Origin of the sequence: Ruegeria profundi (assembly GCF_049800715.1) — a bacterium.
Classification (GTDB): Bacteria; Pseudomonadota; Alphaproteobacteria; order Rhodobacterales; family Rhodobacteraceae; genus Ruegeria; species Ruegeria profundi_A.
Window position 1 is genome coordinate 197,847 of record NZ_JBNAFO010000010.1, and the last position, 19,008, is coordinate 216,854.

At 54.3% G+C, this 19,008-nt stretch carries 21 protein-coding genes and 1 pseudogene; 16 read left to right on the plus strand and 6 right to left on the minus strand.

The window, feature by feature from the left end; all coding sequences use genetic code 11:
- The first annotated feature begins 83 nt into the window (after nt 1-83).
- From ACP15L_RS16760 to ACP15L_RS16810, 11 genes are read left to right on the plus strand one after another with little or no spacing between them, the layout of a single operon-like run.
- On the plus strand, nt 84-1,607 hold the full coding sequence (locus ACP15L_RS16760; RefSeq protein ID WP_170768856.1) for a sugar ABC transporter ATP-binding protein: 1,524 nt from the start codon (nt 84-86) through the stop codon (nt 1,605-1,607).
- A complete protein-coding gene (locus tag ACP15L_RS16765) occupies nt 1,604-2,605 on the plus strand; it encodes an ABC transporter permease (protein ID WP_170719185.1) in 1,002 nt (333 codons plus the stop codon). The genes ACP15L_RS16760 and ACP15L_RS16765 overlap by 4 nt, the downstream gene beginning before the upstream one ends.
- Before the next feature lies 1 nt (nt 2,606).
- On the plus strand, nt 2,607-3,395 hold the full coding sequence (locus ACP15L_RS16770) for an SDR family oxidoreductase (RefSeq protein WP_170719187.1): 789 nt from the start codon (nt 2,607-2,609) through the stop codon (nt 3,393-3,395).
- Nucleotides 3,396-3,417: 22 nt separating this feature from the next.
- Nucleotides 3,418-3,912, plus strand: coding sequence for a lactoylglutathione lyase family protein (locus tag ACP15L_RS16775; protein ID WP_108861949.1), 495 nt, complete (start codon nt 3,418-3,420; stop codon nt 3,910-3,912).
- Entirely contained in the window at nt 3,905-4,936 is a 1,032-nt protein-coding gene (locus tag ACP15L_RS16780) for a C-terminal binding protein (RefSeq protein WP_170719189.1), read from the plus strand. The genes ACP15L_RS16775 and ACP15L_RS16780 overlap by 8 nt, the downstream gene beginning before the upstream one ends.
- Before the next feature lie 12 nt (nt 4,937-4,948).
- Complete coding sequence (locus ACP15L_RS16785; RefSeq protein WP_170768860.1) at nt 4,949-5,638, plus strand: RraA family protein; 690 nt, start codon at nt 4,949-4,951, stop codon at nt 5,636-5,638.
- Nucleotides 5,619-6,539 (plus strand): 2-dehydro-3-deoxygalactonokinase, encoded by a 921-nt coding sequence (locus tag ACP15L_RS16790; RefSeq protein ID WP_170719190.1) that lies wholly within the window; start codon nt 5,619-5,621, stop codon nt 6,537-6,539. The genes ACP15L_RS16785 and ACP15L_RS16790 overlap by 20 nt, the downstream gene beginning before the upstream one ends.
- The gene (locus ACP15L_RS16795) at nt 6,536-7,162 is read left to right on the plus strand and encodes a 2-dehydro-3-deoxy-6-phosphogalactonate aldolase (protein WP_170768861.1); all 627 of its coding nucleotides are present in this window, start codon (nt 6,536-6,538) and stop codon (nt 7,160-7,162) included. The genes ACP15L_RS16790 and ACP15L_RS16795 overlap by 4 nt, the downstream gene beginning before the upstream one ends.
- Nucleotides 7,159-7,860: an SDR family NAD(P)-dependent oxidoreductase gene (locus tag ACP15L_RS16800; RefSeq protein ID WP_425085052.1), complete on the plus strand. Its 702-nt coding sequence runs from the start codon at nt 7,159-7,161 to the stop codon at nt 7,858-7,860. The genes ACP15L_RS16795 and ACP15L_RS16800 overlap by 4 nt, the downstream gene beginning before the upstream one ends.
- A gap of 9 nt (nt 7,861-7,869) precedes the next feature.
- Entirely contained in the window at nt 7,870-8,388 is a 519-nt protein-coding gene (locus tag ACP15L_RS16805) for a 2,4'-dihydroxyacetophenone dioxygenase family protein (RefSeq protein ID WP_170719195.1), read from the plus strand.
- Nucleotides 8,369-8,782, plus strand: coding sequence for a methylglyoxal synthase (locus ACP15L_RS16810; RefSeq protein WP_170768864.1), 414 nt, complete (start codon nt 8,369-8,371; stop codon nt 8,780-8,782). The genes ACP15L_RS16805 and ACP15L_RS16810 overlap by 20 nt, the downstream gene beginning before the upstream one ends.
- A 24-nt stretch (nt 8,783-8,806) precedes the next feature.
- Here ACP15L_RS16810 and ACP15L_RS16815 read toward each other — a convergent pair whose 3' ends face one another.
- The 4 genes from ACP15L_RS16815 to ACP15L_RS16830 form a co-directional block, all read right to left on the minus strand.
- The gene (locus tag ACP15L_RS16815; RefSeq protein ID WP_171363037.1) at nt 8,807-9,952 is read right to left on the minus strand and encodes an alpha-hydroxy acid oxidase; all 1,146 of its coding nucleotides are present in this window, start codon (nt 9,950-9,952) and stop codon (nt 8,807-8,809) included.
- A 47-nt stretch (nt 9,953-9,999) separates the two neighbouring features.
- Entirely contained in the window at nt 10,000-11,283 is a 1,284-nt protein-coding gene (locus ACP15L_RS16820; protein WP_170719200.1) for a TRAP transporter large permease, read from the minus strand.
- Nucleotides 11,284-11,293: 10 nt separating this feature from the next.
- Nucleotides 11,294-11,779 (minus strand): TRAP transporter small permease, encoded by a 486-nt coding sequence (locus ACP15L_RS16825; protein ID WP_425085053.1) that lies wholly within the window; start codon nt 11,777-11,779, stop codon nt 11,294-11,296.
- A 78-nt stretch (nt 11,780-11,857) separates the two neighbouring features.
- The gene (locus ACP15L_RS16830; protein ID WP_170719204.1) at nt 11,858-12,856 is read right to left on the minus strand and encodes a TRAP transporter substrate-binding protein; all 999 of its coding nucleotides are present in this window, start codon (nt 12,854-12,856) and stop codon (nt 11,858-11,860) included.
- A 118-nt stretch (nt 12,857-12,974) separates the two neighbouring features.
- Here ACP15L_RS16830 and ACP15L_RS16835 point away from each other — a divergent pair, with 118 nt between their 5' ends.
- Both ACP15L_RS16835 and ACP15L_RS16840 read left to right on the plus strand, forming a co-directional pair.
- Nucleotides 12,975-13,646, plus strand: coding sequence for a GntR family transcriptional regulator (locus ACP15L_RS16835; protein WP_170719206.1), 672 nt, complete (start codon nt 12,975-12,977; stop codon nt 13,644-13,646).
- 72 nt (nt 13,647-13,718) lie between these two features.
- Nucleotides 13,719-13,820, plus strand: a pseudogene (locus tag ACP15L_RS16840) (IS6 family transposase); the annotation flags it as partial.
- 316 nt (nt 13,821-14,136) lie between these two features.
- Here the strand turns inward: ACP15L_RS16840 and ACP15L_RS16845 are convergent.
- Nucleotides 14,137-14,754 carry a GNAT family N-acetyltransferase gene (locus ACP15L_RS16845; protein ID WP_170768868.1) on the minus strand — a complete coding sequence of 206 codons (618 nt, stop codon included), beginning with the start codon at nt 14,752-14,754 and terminating at the stop codon, nt 14,137-14,139.
- Nucleotides 14,755-15,208: 454 nt separating this feature from the next.
- Between ACP15L_RS16845 and ACP15L_RS16850 the strand changes: the two genes are divergently transcribed.
- The 3 genes from ACP15L_RS16850 (at nt 15,209) to ACP15L_RS16860 (ending at nt 18,478) form a co-directional block, all read left to right on the plus strand.
- A complete protein-coding gene (locus ACP15L_RS16850; protein ID WP_425085054.1) occupies nt 15,209-16,768 on the plus strand; it encodes an acetolactate synthase large subunit in 1,560 nt (519 codons plus the stop codon).
- Between the two features lie 265 nt (nt 16,769-17,033).
- Nucleotides 17,034-17,726: a substrate-binding domain-containing protein gene (locus ACP15L_RS16855; protein WP_170768870.1), complete on the plus strand. Its 693-nt coding sequence runs from the start codon at nt 17,034-17,036 to the stop codon at nt 17,724-17,726.
- Between the two features lie 359 nt (nt 17,727-18,085).
- Complete coding sequence (locus ACP15L_RS16860; protein ID WP_425085055.1) at nt 18,086-18,478, plus strand: hypothetical protein; 393 nt, start codon at nt 18,086-18,088, stop codon at nt 18,476-18,478.
- Between the two features lie 239 nt (nt 18,479-18,717).
- On the opposite strand, the gene ACP15L_RS16865 is transcribed toward ACP15L_RS16860, so the two are convergent.
- Nucleotides 18,718-19,008, minus strand: a 291-nt coding sequence (locus ACP15L_RS16865) for a hypothetical protein (RefSeq protein WP_425085056.1), incomplete at its 5' end; no start/stop codon positions are given.

The window sequence follows — 19,008 nt, forward strand, 5'->3', positions numbered from 1 at the left end:
CTTTCTCCCCGCTTCTCGGTGGCGCGTGTGCGTGCTGCCGGGTCGCAACTCAACCGAGTTTCGCTTTTAACGAGGCAATCGTAATGACACCCGCAACGCCACTTTGGGAGTTTGTCGATATCACCAAGGCCTATCCCGGGGTTTTGGCGAATGACAAGGTTTGCATCCGGCTTATGCCCGGTTCCATTCATGGGCTGCTGGGTGAAAATGGCTGTGGCAAGTCGACCATGATCAAGACACTGTCCGGCGTACAGCAACCCGATAGCGGTCAAATCCTGCACAATGGCAGCCCAGTCACGATCAGCGACCCGCAGGCGGCACGTGAACTGGGCGTCGCAACAGTTTTTCAGGAATTCTCTATCGTGCCCACCTTGTCGGTTGGCGAAAACATCTTCCTTGGCAATATGCCTCGGTCCCGCTTTGGCGTGATCGACTGGGCTAAGGTCCACAACGAAGCCGCGCGCGTTTTGGCGGAAATGGATGTCGATGTTTCTCCCGAAACAATCACCGGCTCGCTATCGGTAGGCGAGCAACAACTGGTCGAGATCGCGAAAGCCGTCGCGATGGACGCTCGCATGATCATCCTGGATGAGCCGACGGCGGCATTGGGTGAAGATGAAATTGAACGCCTGCACCAGCTACTGCGCAATATGCGTGAGCGCGGCACCGCTATTCTCTATGTGTCGCACAGGCTGGATGAGGTTGAACGGATCGTTGATGAAGTGACGATCCTGCGCAACGGCTGTGTTGTGCGTGCAAGTGGTGAGACCAAGATCAACGTCTCTGAAATTGTCAGCGCAATGGTCGGTGAGGACATTGGCGAGCACTATCCCAAGGATCAGAACGCGACCAAGGATGTTGTGTTGGAAGCGGCAGGTCTGGGCACCAATTCGGGCGTGAAAGATGTATCGTTTTCGTTGCACCGGGGTGAAGTTCTGGGCTTGGGTGGTGTATTGGGCAGTGGCCGCACAGAGATTGCCCGAGCCCTATTCGGGACAGATGAGCTAACCGCCGGGCAGATATCACTGAACGGCAAACCGGTTCGCTTTCGCCGGGAAATTGATGCGATCCGTGCGGGTTTGGCTCTTGTTCCAGAGAACCGAAAGTTTGACGGGTTGTTCTTCAATTTCCGCGCAAGCGGGAACGTAACCGCAGCCTCCCTCGGCGGGCTTAGTCGGTTCGGCGTGTTGAATCTCAAGGCGGAAGAGCAAGCCACCCTTGACCTGATCCGCGATTTAGAAATCTCGACCCAGGCTGAGGAAAAGACGGTCAACTTCTTGTCTGGTGGTAATCAGCAGAAGATCGTGATTGCACGTTGGCTGTTCTCAGCTTCTGACATCCTGATCCTTGATGAACCGACGCAAGGGATCGATATCGGCGCCAAGATCGCTGTTTACAAGCTGATTAACAGGCTCACGCGGGCGGGAAAATCGATCATTCTGATCAGTTCAGACCATGATGAGTTGCTTGCGATGAGCGATCGAATTGCCGTCGTGCAGCACGGAACGATAGTGCGCACGGTCGATGCATCCGACCTTACTCATGACGACCTTGTGCGCGCATCCGCCGACACTCCTCAATCCAAGCCTAAGGAGGCTTTCGCATGAAGCGGATCTTTGACACCCAGTTGATCGGACCATTTGCAGCAATGGTGATCGTCGCATTGATCGTGGCACTTACGACGGAACGCTTCCTGAACCCGGGTAATCTTTCTAATCTGTCCCTACAGGTAAGCATCGTGGCCCTGATCGCAATCGGGTCTACTATCGTGATCTTCGCTGCGGGCATCGATCTGAGCTCCGGGTCTATGGTGGCTTTGCTGACCATGATCCTTGCGCAGATGTTGAAATTTGTCGGCATTCCACTGGTTCTGGCGTTGCCACTCATTCTCTTCATGGGCGGATTGCTTGGTCTGTTCATCGGGCTGATAACAGCCTACGGGCGTATCCCGTCTTTCATCACAACACTGGCGGCGTTGATTGCCTTCAGGGGCCTTGCGCTGACCTTCAACAATGGATCGCCGATCTTCTCGCTGGATCCGGCGCTGGAGCCAATCTTTTACGGCAAGCTGTTCGGCGTTCCGATGCCCTTCTTCTACCTCGTGTTCTTCTACGTCCTTGCCGCGTTCACTATGAACTTCACGAAACTCGGCCGTGAGATCTACGCTGTGGGTGGCAACCCAGCCGCTGCCGTTCTGACGGGTATCAACGTACGTAAAGTTCAGACGACGACATTTGTCATCGCAGGTTTCATGACTGCGGTTGGTGCGATCCTGATGTCAGCGCGCCTGAACTCTGGGTCGCCCAATTATGGCCAGACGCTGGAACTGCAGGCCATTGCTGCTGCTGTTGTTGGCGGAGCCAGCCTTGCAGGCGGCCGCGGCAACATTCTCGCCACGCTGATGGGCGCGATGACAATCGTTATCGTCCAGAACGGTTTGAACCTGAACGCTGCGCCATCATCGGTTCAAAACATCGTGCTGGGCCTGATCATTCTGCTGGCCGTCGGCATAGACATGTGGCGCGCGGAGATTTCGGGCTTGATGGGTCGAATGTTCGGCCGCCCTTCATCGCAGCAGTCATCTAACGTCAAGAAGGAGGCCTGAGATGGATCTGGGGCTCAAAAATAAACTGGTCCTGGTGACTGGTTCAGGTTCCGGCATCGGCAAAGCTACTGCGCGGGTCTACCTGGAAGAAGGCGCGCGGGTCATCGTGCATGGCCTGACCGAGGCGGAAGTGTCCGACTGCGTCGACGACCTGTCATCATTGGGCAAGGTCGAAGGCATTGCGGCCGACTTAACCAAAACCACTGATGCGGAAACTCTGGCAAAGTTTGCACGTGCGCGCGGTGCGGTGGACGTTCTTGTGAATAATGTTGGCATCTTTTCGGTCAAACCGTTCGAGGATCTCACGGATGACGACTGGATGCATTACTTCAACATCAATGTCCTGTCCGCCGTTCGGATGAGCCGGATTTTCCTGCCTGACATGCTTGGCCGGGATAAGGGATCTATCATCAATATGGCCAGCGAAGCGGCGGTGAAACCACTACCTCAGATGGTGCATTATTCTGTCACCAAAACTGCCATGTTAGGTCTGACACGTGGCATGGCAGAATTGACAAAGGGGACAAAAGTCCGGGTTAACTCGATCCTGCCTGGTCCAACCTGGACCGAAGGTGTCGAAGCCTATTTTGACGGCCTCGCCGATCAGAAGAGTGAGCCGCTCGACACCATCGTCGACAATTACTTCAAATCAGATGAGCCCACATCGCTCATACAACGCTTTGTCCAACCAGACGAAGTCGCCCGCATGATCGTCACGATCTCTGCAAGCACAGCCTCCAATGGTTCTGCGCATCGGATCGAAGGCGGCATCGTTCGCAATATTCTTTAACTGCTAACTGGAGGAGCCTGCTATGGCCGCTCTTACTTTCTCTCACATCGGCATCACAGTTCCCGATCTGGAAAAAGCCGTGGAGTTTTATTCCAAGGCATTCGGCCTGTACGTGCTGATGGAGCCAACTGAAATCCTGCATGACGAAAGCGCCATCGGTCAGATGTGCGACGATGTATTTGGGGAAGGCTGGGGAAGCTTCCGCATCGCACATTTGTCGATGGGCGACGGTGTTGGCATCGAATTGTTTGAGTTCCCAAAGACCGTCGAAGAAGAACGCCCGTTTGAATATTGGCGGCGTGGTTTGTTTCATTTCTGCGTACAGGACGAGGATCTGGAAGGCCGCATCAAGGTTATCGAAGACCTGGGCGGGCGCCAGCGCATGAGCCAAGTGCGCAAGTATTACCCAGGTGAAAAGCCCTATCGCATGGTCTATATGGAAGACCCGTTTGGCAACATCTTCGAGCTCTACAGCCACTCGTACGAATTGACCTATTCGGCGGGTGCCTATGACTGATCGCGCCGACTTTTTCCCCAGAACGGACAAACCCAAGGTCGTGATAACCGATTACGACTTTGGTGATGTTGCCGTTGAGACGGAAATCCTGGAAGCCGCGGGAGCCGAGGTGATTGCGCTTCAGGCCAAGCGCCAGGAAGACCTGTTCGATGTCGCGCCGCATTGCGCAGCGATGATGAACCAATATGCCCGGATCGGGAAAGAAACGATTACGCGGATGCGGAACTGCGAGGTCATCGCGCGTTATGGCGTAGGCGTAGATATCGTGGATGTCGGCACGGCAACCGAAAAAGGCATCCTCGTTACCAACGTGCAAAACTATTGCACCGAGGAAGTCGCCGATCACGCGATTGCCCTTTGGCTGACCCTGGCGCGCAAGTTGCCCGACTATGATCGGGCTACTCATGCAGGGGTTTGGAAATGGCAAAGCGGGCAGCCGGTCTATCGGTTGCGCGGGCGGACGATGGGTGTCGTTTCGCTGGGTAAAATCGGGCAAGCCATCGTTGCGCGGGCGCAATCCTTCGGAGTTTCGGTCATCGCCTACGACCCGTATTTGCCAAGAGAAGTCGCCGCGAAGATTGGGGTCGAGCTGGTGAGCAAGCCCGAATTGTTAGCAAGGTCCGACTATATCCTGATGCAGGCGCCGATGACGCCGAACACGCATCACTTTTTGTCGGATGCCGAATTCTCGGTCATGAAACCCGGTGCGATACTCGTGAACACTGGACGCGGACCAACGGTCGACAACAAAGCCCTGTTCCGGGCGCTGACCGAAGGCCATCTGGCTGCTGCAGGGCTCGACGACCCCGAAGAAGAGCCAGCCAAGCGCGCCAACTGGACGCCTGATGACAACCCGTTGTTCAAACTGCCCAACGTCCTCGTAACGCCACATGCGGCCTACTATTCCGAGGAATCCATACATGAAGCGCGGGTCACCGCAGCCACACAAGTGGCCAAGGTCCTGACAGGACAAAACCCCGACTACACAGTCAATGCCGACGCATTGGCCGTATCTACCGCATAACAGGAGACAAGAATGCCAGACGTCAGCACGGACCTTAGGGTTTTTAATGATTTTGAAAGAAACCCGGAACTTCTCAAAAAATTCGACAAGGTGTTGGAGGCGTACTCTGCTGCTGCCATTTTTGCGGATGTGCAGTACCGAACAGGCGTGATGGACAGCGCCATCAAGCCCGCTTTCCGCGCCAAGGTGACAGGCCAGGCCGTGACGGTTCAGCTTTCAAAAGGTGATCTGGTCGACCCATTGCGAGCGCTTGAAATGGGACAACCCGGGGACGTGATCGTCGTGGACGCGGGTGGTGATCGTCAAACGTCAGTCTGCGGCGGTTTAATGGGCGGCCTAGCCAAGAACCGTGGAATACGCGGTATGATCGTTGATGGGACGGGGCGCGATACAGATGAGCTGGAAGACATCAACTGGCCAATCTGGACGCGAGCGATCACGCCGCGTGGAACGCACACGATGTTTTCAGAACGTAAAGAAGAACTTTCGATCAATGTGCCAATCGCCTGTGGGGGCGTCGTGGTAAACCCCGGAGATTTCATTGTAGCTGATCTTATGGGCGTCGTCGTGGTTCCACAGGAAATTGCCGAAGAAACCGTGCGCTTTGCTCAAGAGCAAGCTGACCGTGAAGAGGAAACCCGTAAATGGGTGGCCCAAGGCAAAACCGTTGAGGATCTGCTGAATGAATTCGGTCGCATCTGAGCCAGCGCTGATCGGCGTAGATTGGGGCACTTCATCGTTCCGTGCATTTCTCATTGGTGCGGAGGGCGAGGTGATCGATGGGGTCTCGTCGCCTGAAGGTATCATGCAGGTTGCGGGGCAAACCTTTGACGCGGTCCTTGATCGTCTAATCGGCCCTTGGGTCGCCAAGTCTAAAGTGCCGATCCTGGCATCTGGCATGATCACCAGCCGCAATGGCTGGGTAGAAACGCAATATGCCGAAATGCCTCTGGGTGCTGGCGGTCTTGCGCGAGCGTTGGTCCCGCACGAAGCGGCCAACGGAGCGCGTATTCATTTTGTGACTGGTGCTTCGACAGAACATGCTGGAGGACCCGACGTAATGCGCGGCGAGGAGACCCAGATCATCGGGGCATCTTCGCTAGGCTTGATTGAAGGTATGTTCGTGATGCCGGGAACGCACAGCAAATGGGTTCAGGTTGCGGATGGGAAGATCGTGGATTTCTCAACCTACATGACAGGTGAAATCTTTTCGGCGCTGAAAGAACACACGATCCTTGGCACATTGATGAAGGAAGACGCCTTCAGCGAAGACGCATTCGTGATGGGCGTAAGGGCGGGCCTCAGTGGTGAGTCGAACCTGCTGCACAGCCTGTTTCATGTTCGGACGCTTCCTCTCATGGGCAAAATCCCAAAGGTTGCCACGGCCGACTACTTGTCGGGCTTGTTGATAGGGACCGAAGTTGCTGCCGCGACCGGCGAGGTAAAAGACGTCGGCACGATCACTGTTGTTGGACGAAGCGACTTGTCCGACCGATATGAAATAGCGCTTCGAACTGCCGGATTCGACAGCCGTCGCGCGCCAGATGATATCGTTGCGAAAGGGCATTTTCTGATTGCTCGCGCTGCGGGGTTGGTCGGATGATTGACCTCACCGCAGCTCTTGCTGAGAACCCGCTTATTGCGATTTTGCGGGGGCTGGCACCAGAAAATGCGCTCCCGGTTTCTGATGTACTCTTCGATACCGGGTTTCGGATAATCGAAGTGCCGCTCAACTCACCGGACCCGCTGGAATCGATTACGCAAATCGTTGCGAAACATGGCGCTAAGGCCATCGTCGGCGCTGGCACAGTGTTGACTACGGATCAGGTCGCGGCGGTTGCAGATGCAGGCGGGCGGATCATCGTGTCGCCCAATATGAACCCGGACGTCGGGCGCGCGGCTGTCGTGCGGGATCTTTATTGGTGTCCAGGTGTCATGACCCCCTCCGAGGCCTTTACGGCGTTGGAAATCGGAGCATCGGTTCTCAAGTTCTTTCCGGCGGAAATGGTGCCGCCAGCTGCCATCGCTGCCATACGCGCCGTATTGCCTGCAGACGCAGTCGTCGCTGCGGTAGGGGGCATAACGCCGGATACGATTGCGTCGTACGATGCCGCGGGTGCAGATGGATATGGGCTGGGCTCCGCGCTGTTCAAACCGAGCTATACACTGGATGATATTGGGAGGCGCGCGCGCGCCTTCACCAGCGCATTGGAGGAACTTGGATGAAACAGGCCCTTGTAACGGGCGGTACGCGAGGGATAGGTGCGGGTATTGCACGGTCGTTGGCAGGCGCAGGTTGGTCCGTCATTGCCGCATCCGCCTCCCAATCCGAATTGGATGCATTCGAGCCTCGGGACGGGTTAAAGGTGAAGCTCTTGGATGTCACCGACCAGACGTCCATCAATGATGTATTCGGCGAACTCACGGGTCTCGATGCCTTGGTGAACTGCGCAGGTATTCTTTTGCGTGGCGAAGAATATGACATAGACGTCTTTGCCAAGGTGCTCGATGTGAATCTGACCGGCACCATGCGCTGCTGTCTTGCCGCGCATCCATTGTTGGCTGAAGCGAGTGGGGCTATCGTCAACACCGCTTCTATGCTCAGTACCTTTGGTGGGCCTTTGGTTCCGGCGTATTCCGCTTCTAAGGGCGGCGTGGCACAGTTGACCAAGGCGCTCGCAGGTCGCTGGGCCGAAGACGGTATCCGGGTCAATGCCATCGCGCCGGGTTGGATTGAGACAGAGATGACCCAGGGCCTTCGGGAAGACCCTGAACGAACAGCGGGGATCATGGCGCGTACGCCAATGAAGCGCTGGGGGAAACCCGAAGAAGTCGGTGCGCTTGTGCAATGGCTTTTGAGTGAAAACGCCAGTTTTGTGACCGGATCGATCTATCCGGTCGATGGCGGCTATCTCGCTATGTGAGGAAAATCTATGAATGAAGATGACACGGCTCGAATGCCATATCAATTGCCATTCCCCAAGGATGCGCAAGACGAGATCGTGATCCCGAATGCCATGAGTGAGGACGACAGACTGTGGGTTCCGCAGGCAGAGAACGTCTGGTTCCGACCGCTCTGCCTGAACCGCTCGCAAGGTTATTGGATGAACCTTCTCAAAGTGCGCAAAGCTGGCGTTCTTTCGCGGCACCGCCATCCCCAGCCCGTCCACGGCTTCGTTCTGAAAGGGCGCTGGCATTATCTGGAACATGATTGGCTTGCGGAAGAAGGGGGATATGTCTTTGAGCCGCCGGGTGAGACTCATACTTTGGTCGTTCCCGACGATGTCGAAGAGATGGTCACCTATTTCCAGGTCAATGGCGTGATGTGCTATGTTGATCCGTGGGGCAAGGTCACAGGCTACGAAGATGTCTTTACCAAGATTGATCTGTGCCGAAAACATTACGCGGAAGTCGGTCTTGGAGAAGATTACGTTGAACAATTCATCAGGTGATGCGACGCATTTCGCGCTCGTGGCCCATGATGCGCGAAAGGACGAAATCGTTGACTGGGTGGGTCTGCAATTGGCCCGCCTGTCCAGAGTACAAATCTTTTCGACTGGGACCACCGGCAGTCGCATCAAGCAAACCTATCCAGAACTGGATGTGACCTGCCTAAAAAGTGGACCACTCGGAGGCGACCAACAGATCGGCGCTATGATCTGTGAAGAGAAACTGGATGCACTGGTTTTCTTCGTCGACCCTCTGTCGCCCATGCCACACGACGTTGACGTTAAAGCTCTGACCCGTCTTGCCACGGTATATGATCTGCCAATGGCATGTTCGCGCTCAACTGCGGATCTGATCGTGAAGGGGCTGGTTGACGGGGATGACTACACGCCTGTCTGATACGCCGCACGCCGTAATTGCCGATCAGCTGGTACTCAGAAGGTGCTCTGTCAGACTGCCGAGGTTTTCGCTGCCAAGCTGGCTCATATTGGCCTCAATGTCAGCTTTCAAGATGTGAACGAGATGGTCGATCCCTCGTGCTCCGAACGCTGCAACGGCATATTGAAAGGCGCGTCCGACCATGACGAAATCTGCACCTTTCGCCAAGGCACGCATGATGTCCAATCCCCAGGCAACGCCAGAGTCATAGATCAGTGGCACATCTGTTCCGACCGCCTCGCGGATGTTCGGGAGTTGGTCAATCACTGCGGGCCCGGCTTCGAATTGCCTCCCGGAGTGGTTTGAGACCCAGATGCAATCCACGCCCTCGGCCACCATTTTTTGTGCATCCTCCGGCCGCAGGACACCCTTGACGATCAGGTGACCCTCCCATTCCTGTCGTAGTTCGCGCAGGTAGTCCCAATCTGGAATCCCACGGATCAGAGCGCCTGCATGGGTAAAACTTTCTCGTCCACGCGTGGGAACGTAATCGTCAAAGAACCGCATACGCGGTATGATACCCTCCCGTAGATGCGCAAGACACCAGGCGGGTCGTGACGCCATTTCTGTCAGCGTGCGCAGGTCAGCTTTTGGAGGCACCGTCAGGTTGGCGCGGCGTTGTCGTTCGCGCCGACTCTCTTCTGGAACGTCCACCGTGATAATCAGCGTATGAAATCCCGCTGCCTTAATCCTCGGCAGCATAGCGCGGCGCAGATCGCCGGAGTTCACCGGGTAATGCTGAAACCATCCGTTTTTGCCAATGTAAGGTGCCACATCTTCCGGTGAAGCAACCGCCACGCTCGACAGCGAAAACGGAATGTTGTGAGCAACCGCTGCCTTTGCAAGCATCCGCTCTGCTCCCGCCCACATTAGGCCGGACATGCCTACCGGTGCCATCCCGAATGGCAGATCGTAAGTTTGACCCATCAATGTAGTCTGCAGGTCGGCCTTTGTTCGGCCGCATAGCACACGCGGCATGAATCCGATGGCATCAAGTGCGTCCCGGTTGACCTTCAACGCCAGCTCCCGGCCAGTCGCGCTGTCGAGGTATTCGAAAGCAAACTTCGGAATGCGCTTTTGCGCAGTTTGCCGAAGGTCTTCTATCGACGGGTGGGATAGGTCCAAATCCATCCGGGTCCTCTGGTTTTGTCGTCTAATGTTTGTAGGCCCTCGGCTGGTCACCAAAGGGATGGCAAGGCCAAGGAAATTGCGGGCACATAGGTGATGAACATCAACAAGATCAGCATGCCTACAAAGAATGGCAGGATCGCCCGGCTGAGGCTTTCGATGGAAACCTTCGAAATGCTGCTGGCCACGAACAGGTTTACGCCCAATGGCGGTGTGCAGAACCCAATCGCCAGGTTGACCGTCAAGATGACACCAAAAACGATCGGATCGACACCCAGCGCGGTTGCAACCGGCAGCAGGATCGGCGTCATGATGATGATCGACGAAATCGTCTCCATGAACATGCCGATCACCAGCAAAAGCAAATTGATCAACAACAAAATGATGATCGGATTGTCGGATAGGCTGGTGATTGTTGTTGCCAGCTCTGTCGGGATTCTTGCGAGCGTGATCAACCTGCCAAAGGCGGTCGCCATGATTACCAATATCAGAATGGTCCCGCTGGTCTTCGCACTGCCCGCCAAAACCTCTGGCAGGTCTTTGAGGGTGATGTCGCCATAGACGAAGATGCCGATGAAGGCGGCATAGACTACGGCCACGGCACCCGCTTCGGTTGGGGTAAAGATGCCGCTGTAGATACCCCCAAGAATAATCACGGGTACGAGAAGCGCCCAGATGGAAGACCGGAAACTCTGCCAGACGCCAGGGCCTGAGAACGTGGTTGTCGATTGCTGAACAACCTCGTCCTTTCTCAGCAGAACGCGAGCCACCAACATGAACATGAGGGCAAAGAGGATGCCAGGAATAACACCTGCAAGAAACAGTTTGCCGATCGAAACCTCGGCAGTTACCCCATATATGATGAATGGAATACTTGGCGGTATCATAACGCCGATCATTCCTGAGGATGCCGTCAATGCGCCGCTGAATTTGCGCGTATAGCCGACCTTTTCCATCTCTGGGATCATGTTCGACCCGATAGCGGCTACGGTCGCAGGAGACGAACCGGATATGGCGGCAAAGAACACGCAGGCGAGTACGTTCACATAAGCAAGCCCACCCCAGATATGCCCGATCAGTGCATTGGCAAATCCAACCAGTCGGCGAGACATTCCGCCGTGCTGCATCAGGTCGCCTGCCAATATGAACAGAGGGACGGCAATTAGAGGAAACGAGTCCGCGCCTGTTACCACCGACCGTGCCAAAAGAACCATGGGTGGCGTGCCATCCACAAAGACCATCACGATCATAGTGGCCAAGCCCAGACAGATGCCAATAGGCACGCTGAAGAGCAACAGGGCAAAAAGCGTCAAGAAAAGCGTTGTTGCAAGCATGCCGAACTCCTCACGCTTTGGTTCCTGCGATCAGACGCAGGGTTCGGAACAGATGTTGAGTGACGCGGATCGCGGACAGGCCCGCGCAAATCGGCGCCGAAGCATAAAGGATCGGAATCGGCAGCCCCAAGACGACCGAAGTCTGGCTGGCGACAAAAGGCTGTCGGATAAGCTTGGTGCATTCAATTGTCAGAACGATCAGAAATCCAAGGACAAGAAGTGCGATCACAACATCCGCGTAAAGCCTTGCGCGCTCGCTTAGGACATCACGCAGGACCGTGATACGCACATGATCGCCTGTGTGGAATGCATAGCTGACGCCAAGCCAGACAAACCATACAAACAGCCAAAGCGTTAGCTCTTCGCCCCATGAAAGAGAGGCATTCAGAACGTAGCGCATGAACACATTTCCAAAGATCAACAAGACAATCGCGGCCAAAAGTGCACTGGCTAAGACCTTTTCGGCATTCATATCGATCCATTTGATAACCGACACCGTTCACCTCCCCTTGAACGAAAGGGGCACCCGAACTTTCATGGCGCGGGTGCCCGTGTTGGCTGAGTAGTCCGAGGGTCAGCTTCCGCTCGCTGCGGAGACCGCTGCTACCCAGTCGTCATATGCTTCAGCGCCAACCTCGTTGCGATACTGCAGACGGACGCTTTCGGTTTTGTCGGCAAAGGCCTGTCGCTGCTCTGCAGTCAGTTCCAGAACCTCGACACCGGCAGCACGGATCTGTTCCAACTGTTCCGCATCTTCGTTTGCGACCAGTTCCGCCTGATAGTCACGTGCGGCGGCCATCGAGTCCCGGACCAGTTGCTGATGCTCTGCGGACAGCGAGTCAAAGAACGGTTTAGAGATGACGGGCATATAGACCGCAAAGACATGGCCCGTGGTCGAAAGGTATTTCTGCACCTCGTAGAAACGCTGTGAGGTAATGATCGCCAGTGGGTTTTCCTGACCGTCGATCACGCCTTGCTGGAGAGCAGAATAGACCTCACCAAAGTTCATTGGCGTCGGGTTGGCCCCGAGCGTTTCGAATGTCGCCACATGCGCTGGAACCTTCATGGTGCGCAGCTTGACACCCTCGAGATCTGCGGGGGCTGCAACCGGACGGACATTGTTGGTCACATTGCGTACACCCAATTCAAGCCAGCCAAGACCGACCAATCCCTGGTTTTCGACCCGTGCAAGCATGCCATCACCAGCATCACCATCAAGAACATCAAAGGCGATGTCCTTGGAGGAATACATGTAGGGCAGTTCAATTACTGCAAAAGCCGGATCCCAGCCCGCGAAGAAAGAGGAAGGAGGAATGGCCATTTCCAGAACGCCGGTTTGAACACCTTCGATCATTTCGCGATCAGGGCCCATCTGCGACGAAGGGAATATCTGTACGTCGATCTCACCATTCGAGCCAGCTTCGACCAGTTCTTCAAATTTCAGTAGCGCGCGATGCATATGAAACGCTTCTGCTGCGCCATGCCCAACCTTAATGACTGTTTCAGCGGATGCTGCAAAAGCAAGCCCGGCTGACATGACGACGCCAAGCGCCAATGTTGATTTCTTGAACAAGGTATCCTCCCACGGATTTGGTAAATTTTCGATCTACTATCTGAGATATCAGATATAATATAGAAATCAAGCTTACATGTGCTATTGTGTTAGAGAGACGAAATAGGACGAAGTGAAAATGACCGAGATTTTGCAGATTAAGCGCCCGGATTCGTTGAGTAAAACTGCTGAAGAGCATATCCGAAAAGGCATAATCAATGGCACGTTTCAATTGGGTGAATCGTTGCCGGAAGTGAAGCTGTCAAATGCCATGGGCATCAGCAAAACTCCGATTCGCGAAGCGCTATCGGCTTTGAATCTTCAGGGGCTCGTTCAGATATTTCCTCATCGAGGAGCCTTTGTATTCTCTCTTTCTCAAGGGGACGTGGTGCAGCTTTGCCAGTATCGGCTCATCCTAGAATCTGCAGCTTTGGAGCAGGCGCTTGAAAAGAACCCGTCGGTTCTGATCAATGAGCTGGCTACAATTGTTTCAAAGATGTCAGAAACGCAGGAAGCGGATGAATTCGAGCAGTACCTGGAACTTGACGCCGAGTTTCACGACGCGTTTTTCAGGTCCTGTGGAAACAGTTATCTGCGGGATGGATATCAAAAAGTCAGTGATATCGTCCAAACTATGCGGACACATCTGTCCAAGCGTTCCAATCGAACGAAGAAATCTTTCAAGGAACATCAAGCGATCACATCGCTATTGGGCGAGGGTAAAGTAAAAGCAGCAACGAACACCCTCAAACGTCAAATCACTCGCGGTGAGCGTTCTTATTCCGATTTGGTTAGTCTGGAGCAAGTATAGTTGTTCTGCCATCTGGGTCTTGTCAGAAGAACTTTGCTTGAGCGGGGCAGGGCGGTTGCGTAGCTTTTGCCCATGATCAGGTCTGCCTATTTTAAGTACTGCAAAACCAGTCCCGAGATCATCCGCCTTGCGGTGATGCTGAACATCCGGTTCCCGCTCTCGCTTCGGAATGTGAATGCTCCAAAAGATGACTAGGTGGATGCCCTTACCCAGTTCGCTGAATATATGCGTCGAAGCCAAGGAACATATCTCGATACAGATCCTTACTCCGACCGCCGCTAAGGCAACTATCGACCCGAACGACCAAGAAGGGAAGATCGCATGCGGTTCTGACGCCGCGCAAGGGCGCTTTCGACCGAGCTGTGCGTGGGTATGAAATCTTCGACCTCAAACGTCTGCGATGAAGCGCAAAGCTGGCATTTGGGCTAATTGCAGCGAAGGTCTGCGCCGAGCCCAAAGCAGACTACTTCGCTTTATGCCTTTCGGACAATCAGAATTTAGCTGAAATATCGAGCTCCATTAACAAACAAGCACCTTCGTCCTTGATATCCAAAAAAGGCCGCTGTCCGTCCAGTTCGAAGTCTTCGTATTCAATTGAACAAACGACATCGAAGCCAGCTTTCAAAAAAATGCGTTGTGAGAAACGGTTTGTCGCTTCCGCAAAAGCAATTTGGTAGCCGGATCTCTTGGCCTGATTTACACATGAATCCAGCAAGTTTTGAGCAATTCCCTTTCTCGAGAAATCGTCACGCACAGCGATCATGAAAATATGAAGATACTTCTCTGCTCGAATGCTGTGCGTATTCAAAAAAGCGCTTTCTAGCTCGTCAATTAAAGAGATGACTGGCTCGGAACCCAAATCCATCGCACTAATCCCATCGGGCGGCGGTTTACCGAAATCATGTGCTAGAACAGCGCCTACAATTTCCCCAGAATCTTCTTCAAGAGCGACAGACGACAAACCTTCTTTTGCAGATTTCATTCCAAACAGTGCGGCGAGCTTTTCGAGCTTTTCGGGCGAGAATTTAGTCGATACGGCGGGTGGATCTCGCCTGCTGAAAACGTCGCCAAGCAGCTTTGACATTTCACCATTATCTGCTTCCGACATTCGTCGTATCACGATCTCTGAACTGGCCACTTGGTGCTCCCCCAAAAGCAAGTGGCGTCATACTATTCATACACAGTCCGCTGTGTCGAACAGTTTCAGTTTCGCAGCGATCGCTCGCACTATCCGCAAAGCATTTTTTAGGGAAGTTAGAACTGGATCAATGAACCATTGGAACCGTCAGAAGTCCGGTTTGAGTCCTAAACGCAAGTAGAAGGACAGTATCTTAAGACTTTTTTTCATCGTCGATTTCCGCTGCGATTTGCAGCAAGTCTTTGAGGAAACCCTCTCTTATCAAATCAACCTAAACTGTCCCATGGGCGCTGACGTCAGACACGAACGGCTGTGGTACCTTTCGTGGCGAAGTGTCGTGCCGAGAGGAAAACATGTTTAGAACGAAAGCCTTTTCGTGCAAGCATTGCAATCAAATGATCGCTTGAAATCAGGCTAAGGAAAAATGAACGGCGCTCAATCACTCGTAAGAACCCTGTTGAACAATGGCGTGGATACTGTCTTCGCAAATCCCGGCACCTCGGAAATGCACTTTGTCGCCGCCTTGGATGAGCACCCGGAGATGAATTGCATTCTATGTCTGTTCGAAGGAGGAACGACCGGTGCGGCGGATGGGTATTTTCGCATGAAACGCGATGTTGCGGGAACGCTGCTGCATCTTGCGCCAGGCTTTGGCAACGCATTTGCCAATCTGCACAACGCAAGAAAAGCAGGGTCCGGGATCGTGAACGTCGTGGGCGATCACGCAACGCACCATCTGCGCTACGAAAGCCCTTTGAAGGGAGACATCCTCGGTATCAGCCAAGCGGTCAGTCATTGGTCGCGAATGTCATCCAATTCCACCGACGTAGCTAAGGATGGAGCGGCAGCGGTTCAAGCAGCCCGCGCCCAAAACGGCCAGATCGCGACCCTTGTCTTACCTGCTGACACCGCTTGGAACGAAGCGAAAGCGGCGGCAAATCGTTTGGACACCTTAGAAAGCCTCCATCGACCGTCAATAGGCGACATAGAGGCCGCGGCAGCCCGTCTTGTGACGCCGAACGCCGCGCTGATGATTGGCGGCTCAGCCCTGTTTGGACCGCAGCGTGAACTGGCTGGAAAAATTGCCGCCGCGACGGGTTGCCGGTTGTTGGCCGATACTCTGATACCGCGCATTTCAAAAGGTGCAGGAACAGCGAAGCTAGACCAGCTGGTCTATCCGATATCGCCCAAGATCGCTCAGCTTGAAGCAACCTCTTCGATCATCCTGCTTGGCACAGATAGGCCCGTCGCCTTTTTTGCCTATCCGGGGAAACCGAGCGTGCCCGAACCTCCGCATTGCCCCATTACGGACTTGTGCAAGCCCACAGATGATATCGAGTGGACGCTGCAAGCGCTCGCCGACGCGGTCGGGGTCACAAGCAAAACGGCGACAGAAACCCATCCGCTCGAACTGCCAGACATTCCCATCGGACAATTGACCCTCGAAAAAGTTGGTTTGGCGTTGGCCGCGCTGATCCCGGAAAACGCGATCATATGTAATGAGTCCGTGACGTCCGGGTTTCACGTGATTCCACCGACAGCTACCGCCCGCCCGCATGACCTACTCGCAGGCACCGGCGGAGCGATTGGGCTGTGTTTACCTTGCGCAACGGGTGCGGCCATCGCGTGCCCGGACCGAAAAGTCATAGCCCTGACTGGTGATGGGTCGGCCATGTACACGCTACAATCTCTGTGGACCATGGCGCGGGAAAATCTCGACGTTACAGTGATCGTATTTGCAAACCGCGGTTATCAAATTCTGCGCGATGAACTCACAAACGTCGGCGTGGCGAGCTATGGTCAGAATGCTCAGGCTATGTTTGACGTGGAGAACCCGACACTGGACTGGGTATCTCTGGCGAAAGGCCACGGCGTTCCTGGGACACGCGCAGATGACATGGACAGCTTTGCGAAGGCGCTCTCTGCCGGTCTCTCCAGCGACGGACCATCTCTGATCGAAGTTGTGTGCCCCACGCCAGCATGAGTATTGTGACACGGAACCTGAAGAGCAGATGAGACTAGGGGTTCAAACTGCGGATCGGTAAAAGTTGATGCTGAGAAAAGACTTTGCGGTGGTTCAAACGGCGGTGAAATTGCCGCTTTGTTCGCATGGCAGCCGTTCTTCAGATCGGCTCGAATGACCGCTCCTAGCCCAAAATGACATCACCGCAATCGGGCTTGCTGGGCACAAAACGATTGCGTTTAATTGTAGGGCCACAGAGCGTGCGGGTCCCGGGGAGAGCTTCAGAATGTCGACCACATTGCGAATGTTCATTCCTACGGCGATCCGGGCTGTCATGGAGCACCTCACGCCGCGCGTGGAAGCAGCGACAGGCGTGCGGCTAATACAGGAGGTTGAACTTAACCCACTGATACCGGAGCGTCTCAGAGCGGGCGAGCGCTATGACATCGGTCTGACCAATCCACCTTACGCGAAGGCCTTGATCGATGATGGCTTTGCAGACGGAGGCAGCCACCGTGCATTCGGGCGAGTCTCACTCGCGGTTGCGCGCAAAGGCCGGACACATGGCCAAATGATAGCGGACTCACATGGTATCGAAGTGCTTCTCCGCAGCGCGAAAAGCATAGCCTATACAGGCGCTGGCACGAGCGGACGAACCTATCTGGATGTGATGGAGCGCATGGGGCTGACTGACTCCGTCTTGCCGCAAAGCCATGCGATGTCTGGGGGCGTGCCTGCGGCATCGGTTGCGACCGGCGAATACGAACTTGCGATTGCCCCTCTCACAACAGTGATTGCCACACCTGGAGTCGTTCCGGTAGCGGTGTTCCCGGAGCATCTTGGGACACAAATCGACATGTCTATATTTCGGAACGCCGCATCCCCAAACATAGCTTCAGAAGTGATCGAATTCCTAACCGATCACGATATCGACGATAAACTCGCCGTTGCGGGAATTGCGCGTTTTGAATTGACCTGATCGCAATTTGAACTTTCGGCAAAATCGCGTACAGATAGGAGAGGCCTGTAAGTCCGGTTTGTCCGCAAAGCGGTCACTCGCCTTCTGTCTCACAAACGAAGTCTGCTGTTACGCTGACGCGGCTAGTATCAAGCAGAGCCCAATAACCGCTTTCGACTAAGATTCCGTTTGGAAGCATCACGAAAGTTATCACGCTAGCGCCGCGCTCGCCGAAGCTCTCTGACCTGTGGCACGCAGACAAACCGTTTCGTTGGTCATTGCACTTGAGCAACCATGTGCGCTTGATGTCGTGGTCATCCCAGGTAAATATACCCTGATCACCGGTAATGCTGTAAGTGTGATTTGGGCTGTCAGGGTGAGTGCAGGACATCTCCAAAGACACTGCCGCCGTACTAACAAACGTCAGAGTGGTTGCAGTTAGAATGATCCGTTGCAAGGTTGACATGCGTCCATTGTGCATCGCTGCTGTTGCGCATTGCAAGCTCTCCAAAACTGATGAGCCGTCGGTGGCATCGGCCTTTGCTTTGAATATCTGCTCCGTCCGCAAAGCGGATGCTCGGCAGGTCGGATTGAACGACAGCTTCGAGCCCACTTTGACCGATGCTGCTCGACGCCCCAATGACAGCAATGCGCAGAAAGCGGACTTTGCAAAGTCTTGGGTACAGATCGTAATAGAAGTCTATTTTCTCAGAACTCTGGGCCTAAGCATCGCTGACTGGGGATTAGAAACGCGAACGACGGATTCAGTTTAAAGGTTCAAATCCATCTCAGCGGATCGCCCAGAGACTGTTGATCTTCCCCGAGTTCAGAGCGGAGTGAACAAAAAGAATGATGCGGCGTGACGCCAATTTATTTCCTACCGACCCGGAGCGGGCAGGGATTGGCTCAAGGCAGTTCCAGGAAGGGTCAAGATAGACGCAGAAAACAAATGGCTGAACAGAGTTCTGGACTGTGACATAGATGATCTTCGCCGAGGTTGGGTGTGGGTGAACTAGTAGTTGAAACGCAAACCTAAACCGGCACCTTTATCGTAGGGGCGGTCGGAACCTATACCGATGAGGAAATCAGCATAAATTGCGATGCCAGGACTGAGGTTCTTGCCAATCTGGAACTCAGCGGTCGCTGGCCAAGCATCATTCTCCCAGTCATATGGTGCTTTGATATCAGCCTTGACCCAGTACCCATCGCCAAACGGTTGTAGCGCAATCAACCGCATCGCGGTTTGGTTTATGTCCGTCGGGCCATTGTATGAAGCAAAATGCTGGAGCAGTGGGATCAGCGT